Here is a 15361-nt window from a genome sequence, read left to right as displayed (position 1 = left end):
CCGTCCGGGTGGCTCAGGCCGGCGGCGGGCCGTGCATCTCCACGACGGAGTAGGTCTGGGCGTCGACCTGCTCGACCGTGCAGTCGGCGTGGGAGTGCAGCAGCTCGCCGATCATCGTGGAGAAGCCCAGCACCTCCTCGTTGTAGGCGCACACGTCCCACCCGCAGACCCCCCGGTCCTCGAGGACCCGCGCGATGATCTGCTCGATCATCGACTGGAAGACGTGGGTGCGCTGGTGCCGCGGGGCGACCAGGGTGAATCCCAGGTAGAACACCGCGTTGCGGGCCGTGTGCTCGGGGTAGTGCGCGGCGAAGTACTCCGGGCTGATCCACGGCACCGTCTCGAGGTCGCGGGTCAGGGTGGTCAGGCCGACCACGTCGCCCGCGGGGTCGCGGGCGACGTACTTCATGACCCGTGGGTCGCTCATCTCCTCGACGAACTCCTCGCGGTGCAGCACCTGGCGGGCCACGGCCCGTGTGGCCATCGGCGCGAAGGTCTCGGCGTAGAGGGCGTGGAAGCGCTCCACGACGTCGGGGTCGAGAGCCCCCTCGACGTCGATGGTGATGCTCAGCCCGTCCAGGGTCCGCTCAGGCACCGCTCGTCCACCCCTGCACCTCGTAGGCGGCCACGGCGAGCGCGCAGACCGGGTCGTCGACACACTCCGCGGTGGCCACGACGGTGCTGCTCTCGACCTGGCTCCAGCCGCGCGAGGCGCACAGGTCCTCGAGGCTGAGCGTGATCTGGGTGCGCAGGGCCTCCTCGCTGCCGCTGTGGTGCTCCACGAAGACACCCGCTCCCGTCCGGGTGTCCCGGGCCCAGCCGAGCCCCGCCCAGACGACCTCGCCGTGCTGCTCGGCCCCGGCCGAGGCGAGCACGCACCAGAGCCGGTCGCCGTGCTGGTGCTCGAGCGGCTCGTGCGACTCCACGACGGTGCTGCCCGGCGGCACGACCGAGGAGAGGGTGATCAGGTTGAGGTCGGCCACGCCGGCCTCGCGCAGCGCCGCGTCGAAGGCCGAGAGCCGGGTGCGGCCGGTGCCGCTGCCGGTGCGCACGGTGATGCGGGGGCCCGCCGCCGAGGCGGGGCTGTCGAGGGACGGTGCGGGTACCAACGTGGCCTCCGATGCAGGGAAGCCCGGCGGAGCGGACGCCGCCGCCGGGTGGACGACGCCCGATTGTTCCTTGACCTTCACCGCGAGGTCGCGGAGGGTCCCGTCAACGGGGCGACCTCCGGCGCCGCTCGTAGGCACAGGTGGGCCGTCGTGCCGACGCCGACCTCGCTCTCCAGCCACACGCGGCCGCCGTGCCGCTCGACGATCCCGCGGCAGATCGCAAGCCCCAGGCCCGAGCCGCCCTCGCGTCGCATGTCGGAGGAGTCGACCTGCACGAAGCGGTCGAAGATGGTGTCGAGCCGTTCGGCAGGGATGCCGCGTCCCCGGTCGCGCACCTGGATCTCGACGTCGCCGTCGACCAGGCGGGCGTCGAGCTCGACGACGGAGCCCGGCGGGGAGAACTTGACGGCGTTGCCGATCAGGTTGGTCAGCGACTGCACGATCCGGTCGTGGTCGGCCAGCACCCGCGCCGGGCAGTCGACGTGGCGCACCAGCCGGACGTCTCGGCTCGTCGCCAGCCCCTCCATCTCCCGGTCGGCGATCGCCAGCAGGTCGTCGACGTCGTGGGGCTGGACCTCCAGGGCCAGCGTGCCCGACTCGATGCGCTCGAGGTCGAGGATGTCGTTGATCATCCGCGTCAGCCGCTCCGAGCTCATCAGGGCGCGGTCGACCATCGACGCGGCCTGCTCGGGCAGGTCCCCCATCACACCGCCCGAGAGCAGGCCGAGCGAGCCGCGGATCGAGGTGAGCGGGGTGCGCAGCTCGTGGCTGACCACCGAGAGGAACTCGTTCTTGACCCGCTCGACCTCCTGCCGGGAGGTGATGTCGCGGAAGACGACCACCCCACCGCGGACCTCGCCGGTGTCGTCGTCGACCAGCGGGCTCGCGGTGATCTCCACGGGGAAGAGCGCACCGTCGGCGCGGACGTAGCGGTCCTCCTCGCCGTTGCTGACCCGGCGCAGGAGCACCGCGTCGGCGATGTAGCAGTCCTGGGCCGGGTAGGGGTGCCCGTCCTCGTCCGGGGCGTGGAAGACGTCGTGGGCGAGCTGGCCGGCCAGGTCGTCGACCGCGTAGCCGAGCATCTGGGCGCCGGACGGGTTGACGAAGGTGACCCGGCCGTCGAGGTCGACCCCGTAGATGCCGTCGGCGACCGAGGAGAGCAGCACCTCGGTCTCGCGCGCCATCTGGCCCAGGTCGGCGGTGCGCTCGCGCACCTGCTCCTCCAGGTTGCGGCGCAGGTCGCGGTTGTCCCGCGCGATCAGTCCCTGCCGCATCCCCGCTCCCCCGATCAGCAGGAACCACAAGAGGGTCTCGATGCTGAGCAGGCCGCCGGCACCGTTGCCCATCACCTCGACCATGGTGGCGACCAGGAGCACGCCGAAGACCACCGCGGTGTCCCAGTCCTCCGCGCCCGCGACGCCGTCCTCGCGCGTCACGTCGCTGACCCGGGTCGGCCACCAGGCGGCCAGGGCGAGCAGGAGGTAGCCCGAGATCCAGCCCAGGTCGAGCAGCGAGCCGAACTCGAAGGTGCCCGCGGCCACGCGCACGGCGTACCCGAGGTCGGTCATCGTGTAGACGATGAAGCCGGCCGCGACGAGCCCCAGGGCGACCCGGTCGGGGCCGCGGGTGCGGCGCAGCAGGATCAGGGCGACGGTCGCCAGCACGACGTCGAGGATCGGGATCACCGCGCCGGCCAGCAGCGAGACGTTGTTGCCCGAGGCGAGCAGCTCGTCGTAGACGAGGCTGGCGGCGATCATCAGCACCGCGGCGCCGAGGATCAGTCCGTCGAGGGCCATCACCGCCAGGTCGACCCGGCTGCGGGTGACCTGGGTGAAGGTGGCCAGGCTGGCGATCGAGAGCAGCAGCGCCACGGCGATGGCGACGTCACCGACGGGCGCGGTCCCCTCGCTCCCCGGGGCGCGCAGCAGGGCCGAGGCGACGTTGCCGGCCAGCGCGGTCAGCCCGGCCAGCGACAGCAGCCGCCACGCCCGCCTCCGGCCACCGCTCGACCAGCGCGCCCGGTTGGCGGTGCTCGCGGTGGCCAGGAGGCCGGCCACGAGCAGGCCCAGCGCGCTGACGTCGCCGCGCGTCGTGGCGGGCAGAGGGGAGGCCAGGAGGGCCCAGAAGAGCACGAAGAGCGCAGCGGCGACCACGGCGGCGACGACGAGGAAGAGTCGCTGGCGCCTCGCGGCAGGTGGGCCGGACGGCATGCGCGGAGACTACTGCCCGGCCGGGCCGCGGGGCGGTTCCGGGTCTGCGTGGGCCCACTGCTCGACGAGGTCGACCAGGTCGGCCACCGACTCGTGCACCACGGTGGGCCGGTAGGGGAAGGTGCCGACCTGCTCGGGTGGCGTCGACCCGCTGGTGACCAGCACCGTGCGCAGCCCCGCCTCGAGGCCGGCGATGATGTCGGTGTCCATCCGGTCGCCCACCATCACGGTGGTCTCGGAGTGGGCGTCGATGCGGTTCAGTGCGCTGCGCATCATCAACGAGTTCGGCTTGCCGACGTAGTAGGGGGCCCGGCCGGTCGCGGTGGTGATCAGCGAGGCGACCGCGCCGGTGGCCGGCAGCTTGCCGTCCTGGCTGGGGCCGCTGGGGTCGGGGTTGGTGGCGATGAAGCGCGCCCCGCCGTCGATCAGTCGGATCGCGCGGGTGATCGCCTCGAAGGAGTAGGTGCGGGTCTCGCCGAGCACCACGTAGTCGGGGTCGCGGTCGGTCATCACGTAGCCCGCGTCGTGCATCGCGGTGGTCAGCCCCGTCTCGCCGACGACGTACGCCGATCCGCCGGGGCGCTGGTCGTGCAGGAACTGCGCCGTGGCCAGGGCCGAGGTCCAGATGGCCGACTCGGGCACGTCGATGCCGCTGCCCAGCAGCCGGGCGCGCAGGTCGCGCGGGGTGTAGATGGAGTTGTTGGTCAGCACCATGAAACCGAGCCCGGAGCGCTGCAGGGCCTCGATGAACTCCTGGGCGCCGGGGATCGGCACCTCTTCGTGCACGAGGACGCCGTCCATGTCGGTGAGCCAGGTCAACACCTCGCGCCGCGGGGCGGCCGCGTCGCGCTCGCGCTCGGGACTGGCCACCGGATCAGCCGTCGGCTGCGGAGGACGTGGTCGACGAGGAGGCGGGGCGCGGGGCGGGGCCCTCGAGCCGGAAGCCGACACCGCGCACGGCCACGATCTTGTCGGTGACGCCGACGCCCTCGAGCTTCTGGCGCAGCCGGCCGATGGTCACGTCGAGGGTCTTGGTGGAGCCGTACCAGTTCTCGTCCCACACGTCGGCCATCAGCCGGCTGCGGGCCACGACCTTGTCGCGCTGCGAGGCGAGGATGTTGAGCACCTCGAACTCCTTGCCCGTCAGGGGCACCTCGCGATCGCCGGAGTGGACCCGTCGCGCCGCCACGTCGATGCGCAGCCCGTGCGGGTCGACCTCGGAGCCGGCCGCGAAGCCGCTCGCGGTGCGGCGCAGCAGCGCCCGGACCCGGGCCTGCAGCTCGGCCAGCCCGAACGGCTTGGCCAGGTAGTCGTCGGCGCCGTAGTCGAGCCCCACGACACGGTCGAGCTCGCCGGCGCGGGCGGTCACGATCATGATGGCGCCCTCGTAGCCGGCCTCGCGGGCCCGTCGGCAGACCTCGAGGCCGTCCATGTCGGGCAGCCCCAGGTCGAGGATCACCACGTCGGCGGGGATGCCGCTCAGGTCGTCGAGGGCACGCTGCCCGCTGTCGACCCAGGAGACCTCGTAGCCCTCGCGCTCGAGGGTGCGCACGAGGGGGAAGGCGATGTCTTCCTCGTCCTCGACCACCAACACGCGCTGACCCATGTCTCGAAGCATAGGGGCACGGGCATGCCGGCGCGGGCCCAACGCCCCAGTTGATCGTCTGCGCACTGCTGCCCGGCCCCGCTCAGGGCGTGGTCTCCCAGGCGTAGCTGGCGGTGGCGGGCTGTCCACCTGCCGAGAACGGCACCGCCTCCGCAGGGAGCGAGACGGTGAAGGTGAACGTGCTCTCGCCGCGTGCCGCCACCCAGCCCACGTCCTGGCTCACGTCGGCCATGGCGCCGAAAGGACCCTCGTAGACGGTCCGCTCGTCGTGCTCGATCCGCAGCACCAGCGCCCCTCCCGCGGCGGTGGTGGGGGCGGCGTTCTCGACCAGGGCCAGGCGCACGTCGGAGCCCTCGGGGTTGCGGATCGTCACGGTGCGGCTGGCGCTGGCGCCGGCGTCGAGGCTGGTGATGCTCAGGGTGGTGCCCTGCTCCCCCGCGCTGAGCGACATCCCGGCCCCCGAGTCGACGTCGGCGGCGCGCAGCGGGATGCCGCTGAGCCACACCGTGCCCGCCAGCACCAGGAGCACGACCGCGACGACGCCGCCGGAGCGCAGCTGCGAGCTGCTCAGGCTCGGCAGCTGCGGTTGGCCGTGCCGTGAGAGCTGGATCGAGGTCATGGCGGGTCCTCCCCTGGTCTCGGGCCGGACGAGCGCCGGTCCTCCTCGACCGTAGGTCTCCGCGCGCACGGCGCGGCCACGTCGCCACCACGCCGACACCACGACGTGTGCACGGTTGGGTAACACCCCGCTCCGCGGCGGCCGGCAGGACGCTCAGGACGGGTCGGGGAACAGATCGCCGCGCTCCTCGACCCGCTCCACGACCTCCTCGAAGCGCAGCTGCTCGAGGCCCAGGGGATCCTCCGCGCCGGCCTCGACCTCGCTCCACGACACCGGCGCGGCGACGTACGGACGCTCTCGCCCGCGCAGCGAGTAGGGCGTGATGGTGGTCTTCGAGCCGGCGTTCTGCGACCAGTCGAGGAAGACCTTGCCGCCGCGCCGTGCCTTGGTCATCGTGGCGGTGACCCGGCGCGGGTGGGCCGCCGACAGCTCCTCGGCCACCTGCTTGGCCAGCTCGGTCGAGTCAGCCGGCGCCAGCCGTCGCGGCAGGGTGGCGTAGAGGTGCAGGCCCTTGCTGCCGCTGGTCACCGGGCGGGCCTCGAGCCCGCGCTCGGCGAGCCGCTCGCGCACCAGCAGCGCCACCTGGCAGCACTCGTGCAGGCCGGCCGGGTCGCCGGGATCGAGGTCGATGACGATGCGGTCGGCGTTGCGGGGCCGCCCGTTGCGGCCCACCCGCCACTGGTGCACGTGCAGCTCGAGGGCCGCGAGGTTCGCCAGCCAGGTCAGCGTCGCCAGGTCATCGACGACCGGGAAGACCAGGCGGTCGCCGTGCCGCGACTCGCCGCGGCTGCCAGTGGTGGGCACCGAGACGGTGCGCACCCACGACGGCGTGCCGCCCGGCGCGTTCTTCTCGAAGAAGCTGCTCCCCCCGGTGCCGTGCGGCCAGCGGATCCGGGTCACCGCCCGGTCGGCCAGGTGCGGCAGCAGCGTCGGCGCGATGCGGGCGTAGTACTGCAGCACCTCGCCCTTGGTGGTGCCGGTGGCGGGGTACATCACCTTGTCGAGGTTGCTGATGCGCAGGGTGCGGCCCTCGACGTCGACGAGCAGCTCCTCGCCGGCCATCAGCGAGGCCCCCTCACGACTGGTCCCGCAGGTCGTCGGGCGACAGGTCGTCGCGCAGGCCGCGGTACGACGGCTGGCGCAGCCGGGCGTGGCCGGTGCCGTGGGTGTCGACGTCGACGACCAGCACCGGCTCGAGCCAGTGCGTGCCGCGGGCGTCGACGGCGGGCACCTCGTCAGCGAACGGGCTGGTGGCGCGGGCCAGGCCCGCGACCAGCTCGGTGAGCCGGCGCGAGACCCGGCCGCCGATGCCGCTGCCCACCCGGCCGCGGTAGGCGAGGCCGTCGGGCGTCGGCTCCCCCACCAGCAGCGCGGCCAGCCGGTCGCTGCTGCCCTCCTGCGGGCGCCAGCCGCCGACCACGTAGGAGCGGCGGTGCCGGTGGGCGAGCTTGAGCCAGTGCGGGCTGCGCTGCTCGAAGGTGTAGCGCGAGGCGAGGCGCTTGCTCACGACGCCCTCGAGCCCCTGCTCGAGGGTCGCGGCGTGCAGCATCGCCCCGTCGTCGTACGCCGCCGGCACCTGCCAGCGGCCCAGGTCGAGGTCGGCGAGCCGGGCGCGCCGCTCGTGCAACGGCAGGTCGGTGAGATCGGTGCCGTCGAGACGCAGCAGGTCGAAGACCATGAACGTCGCCGGCAGCGAGCCGGCCAGCCGCTCGGCGGTGCTCGCGCGGCGTACGTGCAGGCGCTCCTGGAGCACCCGGAAGTCGGGCACCCCCGCCTCGTTGAGCACGATCACCTCGCCGTCGACGAGCAGGTCGCGCGCGCCGACCTGGCTGTCGACCACGTCGGGCCACGCGACGCCGACCTCGTTGGCGTTGCGGCTCCACAGCCGGGCGGGGCCGCCGTGCGTGGCGGACAGGTCGGCGAGGATGCGCACGCCGTCCCACTTCACCTCGTGCGTCCACTCCGGGCCGGTGGGCAGGCTGCTGGCCTTGGTCGCGAGCATCGGGCGCGGCGGTGGCACGCGCCCATCCTGCCCGAGCCGGTCGCCGACCGCGCCCACCCGGGCGATGACGAGCGGGCGTCCCACCCGTCACACTGGTGGGGCGCCCGGGCGGGCGCACGTCGACAGGGAGGCTCGTGATGCGCGCGATCTGGAAGGGTGCGGTGTCCTTCGGGCTGGTCAGCGTGCCGGTCAAGCTCTACTCGGCGACCGAGTCGCACGACGTGTCCTTCCGCCAGGTGCACGCGAAGGACGGCGGTCGCATCCGCTACCAGCGGGTCTGCTCGATCGACGGCGAGGAGGTGCCCTACGCCGACATCGCCAAGGGCTACGAGACCGAGGACGGCGAGATGGTCATCCTCACCGACGACGACATGGCCGAGCTGCCGTCGACGTCGTCGCGCGAGATCGCGGTCGAGAAGTTCGTGCCCTCCGAGCAGATCGACCCGATGCTCTTCGAGAAGAGCTACTACCTCGAGCCGGAGAAGTCCGGCGCCAAGCCCTACGCGCTGCTGCGCCAGGCGCTGGTCGACGCCGACCGGATGGCCGTGGTCACGGTCGCGCTGCGCCAGCGCACCACCATCGCGGTGCTGCGGGTGCGCGACGACGTGATCGTGCTGCAGACGATGATGTGGCCCGACGAGATCCGCACCCCCGACTTCTCGGTCGAGACCGGCGAGGTCAAGGACGCCGAGGTCAAGATGGCCACGATGCTCGTCGACACCCTCGCCGGCGACTTCGACGCCGCCGAGTTCGAGGACGACTACGCCGCGGCCGTCGAGATGATGGTCAAGACCAAGATCGAGGGCGGCGAGATGAAGCGCACCCCCACCTCGACCAAGTCCTCCGGCGAGGTGGTCGACCTGCTGGCGGCCCTGCAGCGCTCGGTCGACGCCGCCAAGTCGGGGCGCCGCGAGAGCGACGAGGACGACGCGGACTCCGACGAGGACTCCGCCGAGGACGAGGGCGAGGGCGAGAAGAAGTCGGGGTCCGGCCGGAGCACCACCAAGAAGGCCCCCGCCAAGAAGGCGGCCGCGAAGAAGAGCACCGCCAAGAAGACGACCTCGAAGAAGGCTCCCGCCAAGAAGACCGCGGCCAAGAAGTCGACCTCGAAGAAGTCGGCGGCCAAGAAGGCCAGCTGAGCCACGAGAGATTCATCGGCCGGCCGATGAACCTCCCGCTGCCTGGCTGGACCTTCGGTCAGGTGGCGACAGGTTCGTCGGGTACCCGATGAACCTTCGCGGGGGCGGTGGGGGCGGGGTCGGTGCTGCGGGCGGCGGCGGAGTCGGCGAAGGTCCGGTCGGCGCGGGCGAACAGCACGTCGGTGAGCCGGGGCGCGAGCAGGTTGAGCACCTCACCGACGTTGCCGGCCAGCGTGCTGACCAGCACCGGCCGCTCCTCCATCGCGCGTACGACGCGTGCGGCGGCTTGCTCGGGGCTCGCGCCCCGCCCGGCGTAGGCCTCGGTGGGTGCGGTCATCGCCGTCTCGACCAGCCCGAAGCGCATCGAGGTGAAGGTGACCCCGTCGGCCCAGGTCTCACGGCCCGCGACCCGGCTCCAGGCGTCGAGGGCGGTCTTGGAGGCGATGTAGGCCGAGAACTTCGGCGCCTTGAGCTGCACGCCCCACGTCACGATGTTGACCACGTGCCCCGACCCGCGCTCGCGCATCGAGGGCAGCAGACCCATGGTCAGGCGCACCGGGGCCAGGAAGTTGATCGCCATCGTGCGCTCCACGTCGTGGAAGCGCCCGCCGCTCAGGGCCAGTGAGCGCCGGATCGAGCGCCCGGCGTTGTTGACCAGGTGGTCGACGTGGCCGTGCTCGTCGAGCAGCCGCGCGGCCAGCGCGTCGACGGCCGGGCCGTCGGTGAGGTCGCAGGGGTAGGTCGTGGCGCGCCCGCCCTGCTCGCGCACCCGCTCCGCCACGCGCTCGAGCTCGTCGGCGCGGCGCGCCACGAGCAGCACGTGGGCGCCGGCGGCCGCGGCGGCGTACGCCGTGGCCTCGCCGATGCCCGAGGAGGCCCCGGTGACCACCACGTGCGCGTCACGCAACGGGCTCGGGCGCCCGGTGAGGGGCCGTGCCAGCCGCTCGAGGCGGGCCAGCGGGGTGCTCAGCAGGTTCATGCACGCTCCCATCGGAAGAGACGGGCCGCCACGAGCGTGACGACCACGGCGAAGAGTGCCAGCACCCCGATCGGTGCGAGCGCGGCGGAGGGGCCCTCGCCGCGCACCATCACGTCGAGCATGCCCTCGTTGAGGTGGCGCAGCGGCAGCGCCTGCGACACCGTCTGCAGCCACTGCGGGGCCGCGTCGAGCGGGAAGAACGAGCCGCTGAGGAAGGCCATCGGCAGCACCACGAAGTTGGCCGCGTTGACCGCGCCCTCGGTGCTGCGCGTGACCGCGCCGGCCAGCAGGCCCAGCGACATGAAGCTCAGGGTCCCGGTGACCAGCAGCGGCACCGCCATCCACCACGACCCGGTCAGGCTGAGCCCGAAGAGGACCGTGCCGAGTCCCAGGAAGATCGCCATCTGCACCAGCGCGATCACCAGGGTCACGCTCACCCGGGCGCCCACCACGGTGCGGGTCGCGACCGGGGCCAGCTGCAGTCGGCGCAGCAGCTTCGACTGCCGCCAGCCCTGCAGCGTCGCCGCGGCCCCGAACGCCGCGCTCATCGCCACCGCCCAGCCGAGCAGGCCGGGGGTCACGAACTGGATGGCGCTCAGCGACTCGTCCTCGACCTGCTCGACGGCCAGCTCGTACGGCGGCGCGCGGCCGGCGTCCTGCGCGAGCAGCGAGACGTTGGTGCCGTCGACGAAGGCCTGCAGCGAGCCGCGGGTGACGGCCGCGGCGACCTGGTCGGTGAGGGTGATGTGGGCGACCAGGGTGTCGCCGCGCATCTCGACCGCCACGTCGGCGTCGCCGCTGCGTACCAGCTCGACGGCGGCGTCGACGTCGTCGGTGCGGGTGACGGCGAAGGTGTCGTCGAAGGCCTCCTGTGCGCCCTCGGGCAGCTCCTGGAGGACCGGCACGTCGCCGACCTGCACCATGTCGAGCTCGGAGCGGCTCTGGTCGGCGAAGATGCCGCCGAAGAGCACCAGGAACATCAGCGGGAAGACGAGCGAGAAGAAGACCGACGCCTTGTCGCGCGTGAAGCCGCGCACGATGGCCAGGGAGAGGGCCCAGAACTGCCTCATGCGCGGTACTCCCGCCCGGTGAGGGTCAAGAAGACGTCCTCGAGGGTGCCGGTCTGCACCTGCACCCCGTCGAGCAGGTCGAGCTCGGCGAGCCGGCTGACCACCCGCGCGGGCTCCCGGGTGACCAGCACGGTGCCCTCGACCCGCTCCTCCGCGTCCTCGACCCCGTCGAGGGCGCGGCCGGCGGACCGGTCGATCAGCCCGGGGGCCACGGTGATCCGGGCCGGCGCGTCGAGGCCGCGCACCAGCGCGGCCGGGCTGTCCATCTCGAGGAGCCGGCCGTGGTCCATGATCGCCACCCGGTCGCAGAGGGCCTCCGCCTCGTCCATGTGGTGCGTGGTGAGCACGACGGTGCGACCCGACTCGTTGAGCCCCGAGAGCAGGTCCCACAGGTTGCGCCGCGCCTGCGGGTCCAGCGACGCGGTGGGCTCGTCGAGGAAGAGCACGTCGGGGTCGTGCACCAGCGCGCAGGCGATCGAGAGCCGTTGGGCCTGGCCGCCGGAGAGGTCCTCGACCCGGGTGCCGGACTTCTCGGCCAGGCCGACCCGCTCGAGCCAGTCGTCGGCCTCGCGCGCGGGACGGGAGTAGAGCGCGGCGAAGGTGCGGATCTGCTCGCGCGCGGTGAGCCGCTCGAAGAACGACGAGGCCTGCAGCTGCACGCCGATGCGCGGCAGCAGCGCGGCGTTGCGCGGCCACACGGGCTCGCCCAGCACGGTGGCGCTGCCCGACGTGGGACGCCGCAGCCCCTCGACCATCTCCAGCAGCGTGGTCTTCCCGGCCCCGTTGGGGCCCAGGACGCCGACGAACTCCCCCTCGGCGACCTGCATCGAGACGGCGTCGACCGCCCGCAGCGTGCCGTAGGTCATCGTCAGGTCGACCGTCTCGATCGCTCCCATGCCCCGGACCCTAGTACGCCGCCGCGGGGGTCCGCCCGTCTAGGCCAGCGAGGCCTGCCAGGCCTCGTGCAGCGCCGAGAACCGGCCCTCGCCGGCGGCGACGAGCTCCTGCGGGCTGCCGTCCTCGACGACGCGCCCGTGCTCCATCACCAGCACCCGGTCGGCGATCTGCACGGTGGAGAGCCGGTGCGCGATGATCACCGCCGTGCGCCCGGCCAGCACCGTGTGCAGCGCCTGCTGGACCAGCCGCTCGGAGGGCACGTCGAGCGAGGACGTCGCCTCGTCGAGGATCAGCACCGCGGGGTCGGCCAGGAAGGCCCGGGCGAAGGCCACCAGCTGCCGCTGGCCGGCCGAGAGCCGACCGCCCTGGTTGGCCACGTCGGTCTCGTAGCCCTGCGGCATGGCGGCGATGAAGTCGTGGGCGCCGAGCGCGGTGGTGGCGGCCACGACCTCGTCCATCGTCGCCCCGGGTCGCCCGAAGCGGATGTTGTCGGCGATGGTGCCCGAGAACAGGTAGTTCTCCTGGGTCACCATCACCACGTGGTCGCGCAGGGTGTCGCTGGCCAGGTCGCGCACGTCGACCCCGTCGAGCAGCACCCGCCCGGCGCTCGGGTCGTAGAAGCGGGTGGCCAGCTTGGCCAGGGTGGTCTTGCCGGCCCCGGTGGTGCCGACCAGCGCGACGGTCTGGCCCGCGGGCACGACCAGGTCGAGGCCGGGCAGCACCGGGCGGCCCTCGACGTACTCGAAGCGCACCGCGTCGAAGCGCAGCTCCCCCGCCGCCTGCTCGAGCGGGCGGGGCTGGGCCGGCTCGGGCACGTCGGGCTCCTGCTCCAGCACGCCGGCGAGCTTCTCCAGCGCCGCCGACGCGGACTGGAAGGTGTTGTAGAACTGGCTGATCTCCATCATCGGCTCGAAGAACTGGCGCAGGTAGAGCAGGAAGGCGGCCAGCACGCCGACGGTCACCTCGCCGCGGTAGGCCAGGTAGCCGCCGTAGAGCAGCACGACGGCGATGGTGATGTTGCCGATCAGCCGGATGCCGGGCATGAACCAGGCGACGAGGCGGAAGGCGACGAGGTTGGCGCGGCGGTACTGGTCGTTGACGTCGTCGAAGATCGCCTGGTTGCGCTCCTCGCGGCGGAAGGCCTGCACCGCGCGCACGCCGCCCATCGACTCCACGAAGTGCACGATGACCAGCGCGACCTTCTCGCGGGTGACCCGGTAGCTGCTCGCCGAGGCCTTGCGGAACCAGTTGGTCAGCAGCGCCAGGAACGGCCCGCACAGCAGGGCCACCAGCCCCAGGCGCACGTCGAGGAAGAGCAGGATGCCGGCGGTGCCGACGAGCGTGAGCGCCGCGGTGACCAGCCCGTCGAAGCCGGTCTCGAGCATCTCGTGGATGGCGTCGACGTCGCTGGTCTGGCGCGAGATCACCCGCCCCGAGGTGTAGCCGTCGTGGAAGGCCGGGCTCAGCGCCTGGAAGTGCCCGAAGACGCGGCGGCGCAGCGCCAGCAGGACGTCCTGGCCGACCACGCCCTGGCGCACCAGGAAGCGGTTGCGCGCCACGGCCTGGGTCAGCGTGGCGAGCAGCACCGCGCCGACCACCATCAGCAGGGTGGACAGGTCGTCGCGCTCACGGATGGGCGGGATGCCCGAGTCGATGCCGACCTTGACCAGGTAGGGGATCGCCAGGCGGGCGGCGTTCTCGACCAGCACGATCAGCACCAGGACCTGCAGGGCGCGGCGGTAGGGCGTCAGCAGCTCGCGCAGCAGGCGCCCCGCGCCGCCGCCCAGCGAGCCGGCGGTCAGCCGCTCGGCGGCCTCGTCGGCGTCGACCTGCGCCTCCCCGCGCCACGAGCGCGACGGCTGCTCGCTCATGCGGGCACCTCCGCGCTCTCGTCGCCCGCGAGCAGGTCGCGGTACGCCGGCACGGTGGCCAGCAGCTCGCGGTGCCCGCCCACGTGGGTGATCCGGCCGTCCTCGAGCAGCGCGACGCGGTCGGCGAGCTGCACGGTGGAGGCCCGGTGGGCCACGACGATCGCGGTGGTGGAGGCCAGCACCCGGCCCAGCGCCTCCTCGACCAGCGCCTCGGTGTGCACGTCGAGGGCGGACAGGGTGTCGTCGAGCACCAGCACGTGGGGACGGGCCAGGACCGCGCGGGCCAGCGCCAGGCGCTGCCGCTGGCCGCCCGAGAGCGCCATGCCCTGCTCGCCGATGCGGGTGTCGAGGCCCCACGGCAGGTCGTGGACGAAGCCGGCCTGGCTGATCTCGAGCGCCTCCTCGATGTCGGCCTCGGTGGCGTCGGGACGGCCCAGGGTGAGGTTCTCGCGGGCGCTCATCGAGAACAGGGTGGGGTCCTCGAAGGCGGTGGCGACCAGGCTGCGCAGGTGCTCGATGCGCAGCTCGCGCACGTCGACGCCGTCGAGGAGCACCCGACCGGCGGTGACGTCCCACAGCCGGGGCACCAGCGCGGTCAGGATCGTCTTGCCCGAGCCGGTGGCGCCGACCAGGGCGATCGTCTCGCCGGGTCGCACGTCGAGGTCGACGCCGCGCAGCACCGGCTCGTCGAGGGCGTCGGGGAAGGCGAAGTGCACGCCCTCGAGGCGCAGGTGGCCGCGGGGCTCGGCGATCTCGCGCTCGCCGCTGCGGATCGCGGGCTCGGTGTCGTAGATCTCCAGGATCCGTGCCGACGCCGTCATCGCCTCCTGAGCCATCGCCAGGATCACGCCCAGCGAGGAGACCGGCCAGACCAGGCTGAGCATCAGGGTGATGAAGGCGACCAGCTCACCGATCGAGAGCTGTCCGCGCCCGACCCCGATGGCGCCGAGCAGCAGCACGACCACGACGGCCACGTTGGGGATGACCTCGAGGAAGGTCCAGAACTTCGCCGAGAGCCGTGCCTTGTCGACGCTGGTGGCGTGCAGGCGGCGCGCGGCGACGTCGTAGAGCTCGCCGACGTGGGTGCTGCGCCCGAAGGACTTGATGACCCGGATGCCGACGGCGCCCTCCTCGGCCAGCGTCGCCAGGTCGCCCTGCTCGTCCTGGACCTGGCGCGAGATGACGACGTAGCGCTTCTCGAAGCGCATCGAGAGCCACACGATCGGCACGGCGGCGGCGGCCACGACCAGGCCCAGCGGCCAGTACATGTGCAGCAGCACTGCGGTGGTGGCCACGAGCTGGACGACGTTGATGAGCAGGAAGAGCAGGCCGAAGCCCGAGAACCGGCGGATCGCCGCCAGGTCGGTGGTCGCGCGCGAGAGCAGCTGGCCCGAGCCCCAGCGGGCGTGGAAGGCCATCGGCAGGCGCTGCAGGTGGGCGTAGAGGTCGCGCCGCATCGTCGTCTCGAGCCCGAGCACGGCGTTGGACTGCACCCACCGGCGCCAGAACACCAGCACCGCCTCGAGCACGCCGAGCAGCAGCGCCAGGCCGGCCAGCGGCAGCAGCGCCCCCAGGTCGCGGTCGGTCACCGGTCCGTCGATGATCGCCCGGGTCACCAGCGGGATGCCGATCGCCAGCGCGACCCCGCCCAGGGAGGCCACCAGCATGATGGCCAGCGAGCCGACGTAGGGGCGCAGGTAGCCGCGCAGGCGCCACAGCGAGTGCACGCCGGCGGCCGGCGGCCGGTCCGGGTCGGGACCGAGCTGGTCGGCGCTGCTGGGGGATCCGAGAATGGTTGACATCGTCGACGATCCTAGGCGCCGCCGCCGACACCCTTCATCCTGGTTTCCTCACCCCCG

The 15361-nt window shown here is 72.9% G+C and carries 14 protein-coding genes; 1 reads left to right on the top strand and 13 read right to left on the bottom strand.

Translation table 11 applies throughout. The features are described from left to right. Window positions 1-13 precede the first annotated feature (13 nt). The 8 genes from ABKW28_RS01595 to ligD (ABKW28_RS01560) all read right to left on the bottom strand — a co-directional run bounded on the left by ABKW28_RS01595 (window position 14) and on the right by ligD (ABKW28_RS01560) (window position 7564). Window positions 14-595 carry a hypothetical protein gene (locus tag ABKW28_RS01595; RefSeq protein WP_348605915.1) on the bottom strand — a complete coding sequence of 194 codons (582 nt, stop codon included), beginning with the start codon at window positions 593-595 and terminating at the stop codon, window positions 14-16. Further along, complete coding sequence (locus tag ABKW28_RS01590) at window positions 588-1109, bottom strand: pyruvoyl-dependent arginine decarboxylase (RefSeq protein ID WP_193669107.1); 522 nt, start codon at window positions 1107-1109, stop codon at window positions 588-590. The genes ABKW28_RS01595 and ABKW28_RS01590 overlap by 8 nt, the downstream gene beginning before the upstream one ends. A 77-nt stretch (window positions 1110-1186) precedes the next feature. Beyond that, window positions 1187-3319 (bottom strand): ATP-binding protein, encoded by a 2133-nt coding sequence (locus ABKW28_RS01585; RefSeq protein ID WP_348605913.1) that lies wholly within the window; start codon window positions 3317-3319, stop codon window positions 1187-1189. Between the two features lie 9 nt (window positions 3320-3328). Further along, complete coding sequence (locus tag ABKW28_RS01580; RefSeq protein WP_193669176.1) at window positions 3329-4120, bottom strand: HAD-IIA family hydrolase; 792 nt, start codon at window positions 4118-4120, stop codon at window positions 3329-3331. Window positions 4121-4193: 73 nt separating this feature from the next. Further along, window positions 4194-4925 carry a response regulator transcription factor gene (locus ABKW28_RS01575; protein ID WP_348605911.1) on the bottom strand — a complete coding sequence of 244 codons (732 nt, stop codon included), beginning with the start codon at window positions 4923-4925 and terminating at the stop codon, window positions 4194-4196. Window positions 4926-5007: 82 nt separating this feature from the next. Continuing rightward, a complete protein-coding gene (locus ABKW28_RS01570) occupies window positions 5008-5544 on the bottom strand; it encodes a hypothetical protein (protein ID WP_348605909.1) in 537 nt (178 codons plus the stop codon). Between the two features lie 153 nt (window positions 5545-5697). Then, window positions 5698-6606, bottom strand: a complete 909-nt coding sequence (gene ligD / locus ABKW28_RS01565) for a non-homologous end-joining DNA ligase (RefSeq protein ID WP_348605907.1) — start codon at window positions 6604-6606, stop codon at window positions 5698-5700. 13 nt (window positions 6607-6619) lie between these two features. After that, window positions 6620-7564 (bottom strand): non-homologous end-joining DNA ligase, encoded by a 945-nt coding sequence (ligD, locus tag ABKW28_RS01560; RefSeq protein ID WP_348605905.1) that lies wholly within the window; start codon window positions 7562-7564, stop codon window positions 6620-6622. A 119-nt stretch (window positions 7565-7683) separates the two neighbouring features. Here ligD (ABKW28_RS01560) and ABKW28_RS01555 point away from each other — a divergent pair, with 119 nt between their 5' ends. Further along, a complete protein-coding gene (locus tag ABKW28_RS01555; protein WP_348605903.1) occupies window positions 7684-8685 on the top strand; it encodes a Ku protein in 1002 nt (333 codons plus the stop codon). A 58-nt stretch (window positions 8686-8743) separates the two neighbouring features. Here ABKW28_RS01555 and ABKW28_RS01550 read toward each other — a convergent pair whose 3' ends face one another. Genes ABKW28_RS01550 through ABKW28_RS01530 form a run of 5 tightly spaced genes read right to left on the bottom strand, consistent with a single transcriptional unit; the run spans window position 8744 to window position 15304 of the window. Continuing rightward, window positions 8744-9664, bottom strand: coding sequence for an SDR family NAD(P)-dependent oxidoreductase (locus ABKW28_RS01550; RefSeq protein WP_348605901.1), 921 nt, complete (start codon window positions 9662-9664; stop codon window positions 8744-8746). After that, window positions 9661-10734 (bottom strand): ABC transporter permease, encoded by a 1074-nt coding sequence (locus tag ABKW28_RS01545; RefSeq protein WP_341230552.1) that lies wholly within the window; start codon window positions 10732-10734, stop codon window positions 9661-9663. The genes ABKW28_RS01550 and ABKW28_RS01545 overlap by 4 nt, the downstream gene beginning before the upstream one ends. Further along, window positions 10731-11630, bottom strand: a complete 900-nt coding sequence (locus ABKW28_RS01540) for an ABC transporter ATP-binding protein (RefSeq protein WP_348605899.1) — start codon at window positions 11628-11630, stop codon at window positions 10731-10733. The genes ABKW28_RS01545 and ABKW28_RS01540 overlap by 4 nt, the downstream gene beginning before the upstream one ends. Before the next feature lie 39 nt (window positions 11631-11669). After that, window positions 11670-13502, bottom strand: a complete 1833-nt coding sequence (locus ABKW28_RS01535; RefSeq protein WP_348605897.1) for an ABC transporter ATP-binding protein — start codon at window positions 13500-13502, stop codon at window positions 11670-11672. Continuing rightward, the gene (locus ABKW28_RS01530; RefSeq protein ID WP_348605895.1) at window positions 13499-15304 is read right to left on the bottom strand and encodes an ABC transporter ATP-binding protein; all 1806 of its coding nucleotides are present in this window, start codon (window positions 15302-15304) and stop codon (window positions 13499-13501) included. The genes ABKW28_RS01535 and ABKW28_RS01530 overlap by 4 nt, the downstream gene beginning before the upstream one ends. Window positions 15305-15361 lie beyond the last annotated feature (57 nt).

Origin of the sequence: Nocardioides sp. 31GB23 (assembly GCF_040012395.1) — a bacterium.
GTDB classification, from domain to species: domain Bacteria; phylum Actinomycetota; class Actinomycetes; order Propionibacteriales; family Nocardioidaceae; genus Nocardioides; species Nocardioides salarius.
The sequence above is the reverse complement of the archived record's forward strand: the minus strand, read 5'-3'. Positions and strand labels throughout refer to the sequence as shown.

Coding starts and splice junctions, on each gene's coding strand:
- ABKW28_RS01585 (WP_348605913.1), bottom strand. CDS start 3,319: ATGCCGTCCGGCCCACCTGCCGCGAGGCGCCAGCGACTCTTCCTCGTC.
- ABKW28_RS01540 (WP_348605899.1), bottom strand. CDS start 11,630: ATGGGAGCGATCGAGACGGTCGACCTGACGATGACCTACGGCACGCTG.
- ABKW28_RS01530 (WP_348605895.1), bottom strand. CDS start 15,304: ATGTCAACCATTCTCGGATCCCCCAGCAGCGCCGACCAGCTCGGTCCC.
- ABKW28_RS01570 (WP_348605909.1), bottom strand. CDS start 5,544: ATGACCTCGATCCAGCTCTCACGGCACGGCCAACCGCAGCTGCCGAGC.
- ABKW28_RS01580 (WP_193669176.1), bottom strand. CDS start 4,120: ATGGACGGCGTCCTCGTGCACGAAGAGGTGCCGATCCCCGGCGCCCAG.
- ABKW28_RS01550 (WP_348605901.1), bottom strand. CDS start 9,664: ATGAACCTGCTGAGCACCCCGCTGGCCCGCCTCGAGCGGCTGGCACGG.
- ABKW28_RS01575 (WP_348605911.1), bottom strand. CDS start 4,925: ATGGGTCAGCGCGTGTTGGTGGTCGAGGACGAGGAAGACATCGCCTTC.
- ligD (WP_348605907.1), bottom strand. CDS start 6,606: ATGGCCGGCGAGGAGCTGCTCGTCGACGTCGAGGGCCGCACCCTGCGC.
- ABKW28_RS01545 (WP_341230552.1), bottom strand. CDS start 10,734: ATGAGGCAGTTCTGGGCCCTCTCCCTGGCCATCGTGCGCGGCTTCACG.
- ABKW28_RS01535 (WP_348605897.1), bottom strand. CDS start 13,502: ATGAGCGAGCAGCCGTCGCGCTCGTGGCGCGGGGAGGCGCAGGTCGAC.
- ABKW28_RS01555 (WP_348605903.1), top strand. CDS start 7,684: ATGCGCGCGATCTGGAAGGGTGCGGTGTCCTTCGGGCTGGTCAGCGTG.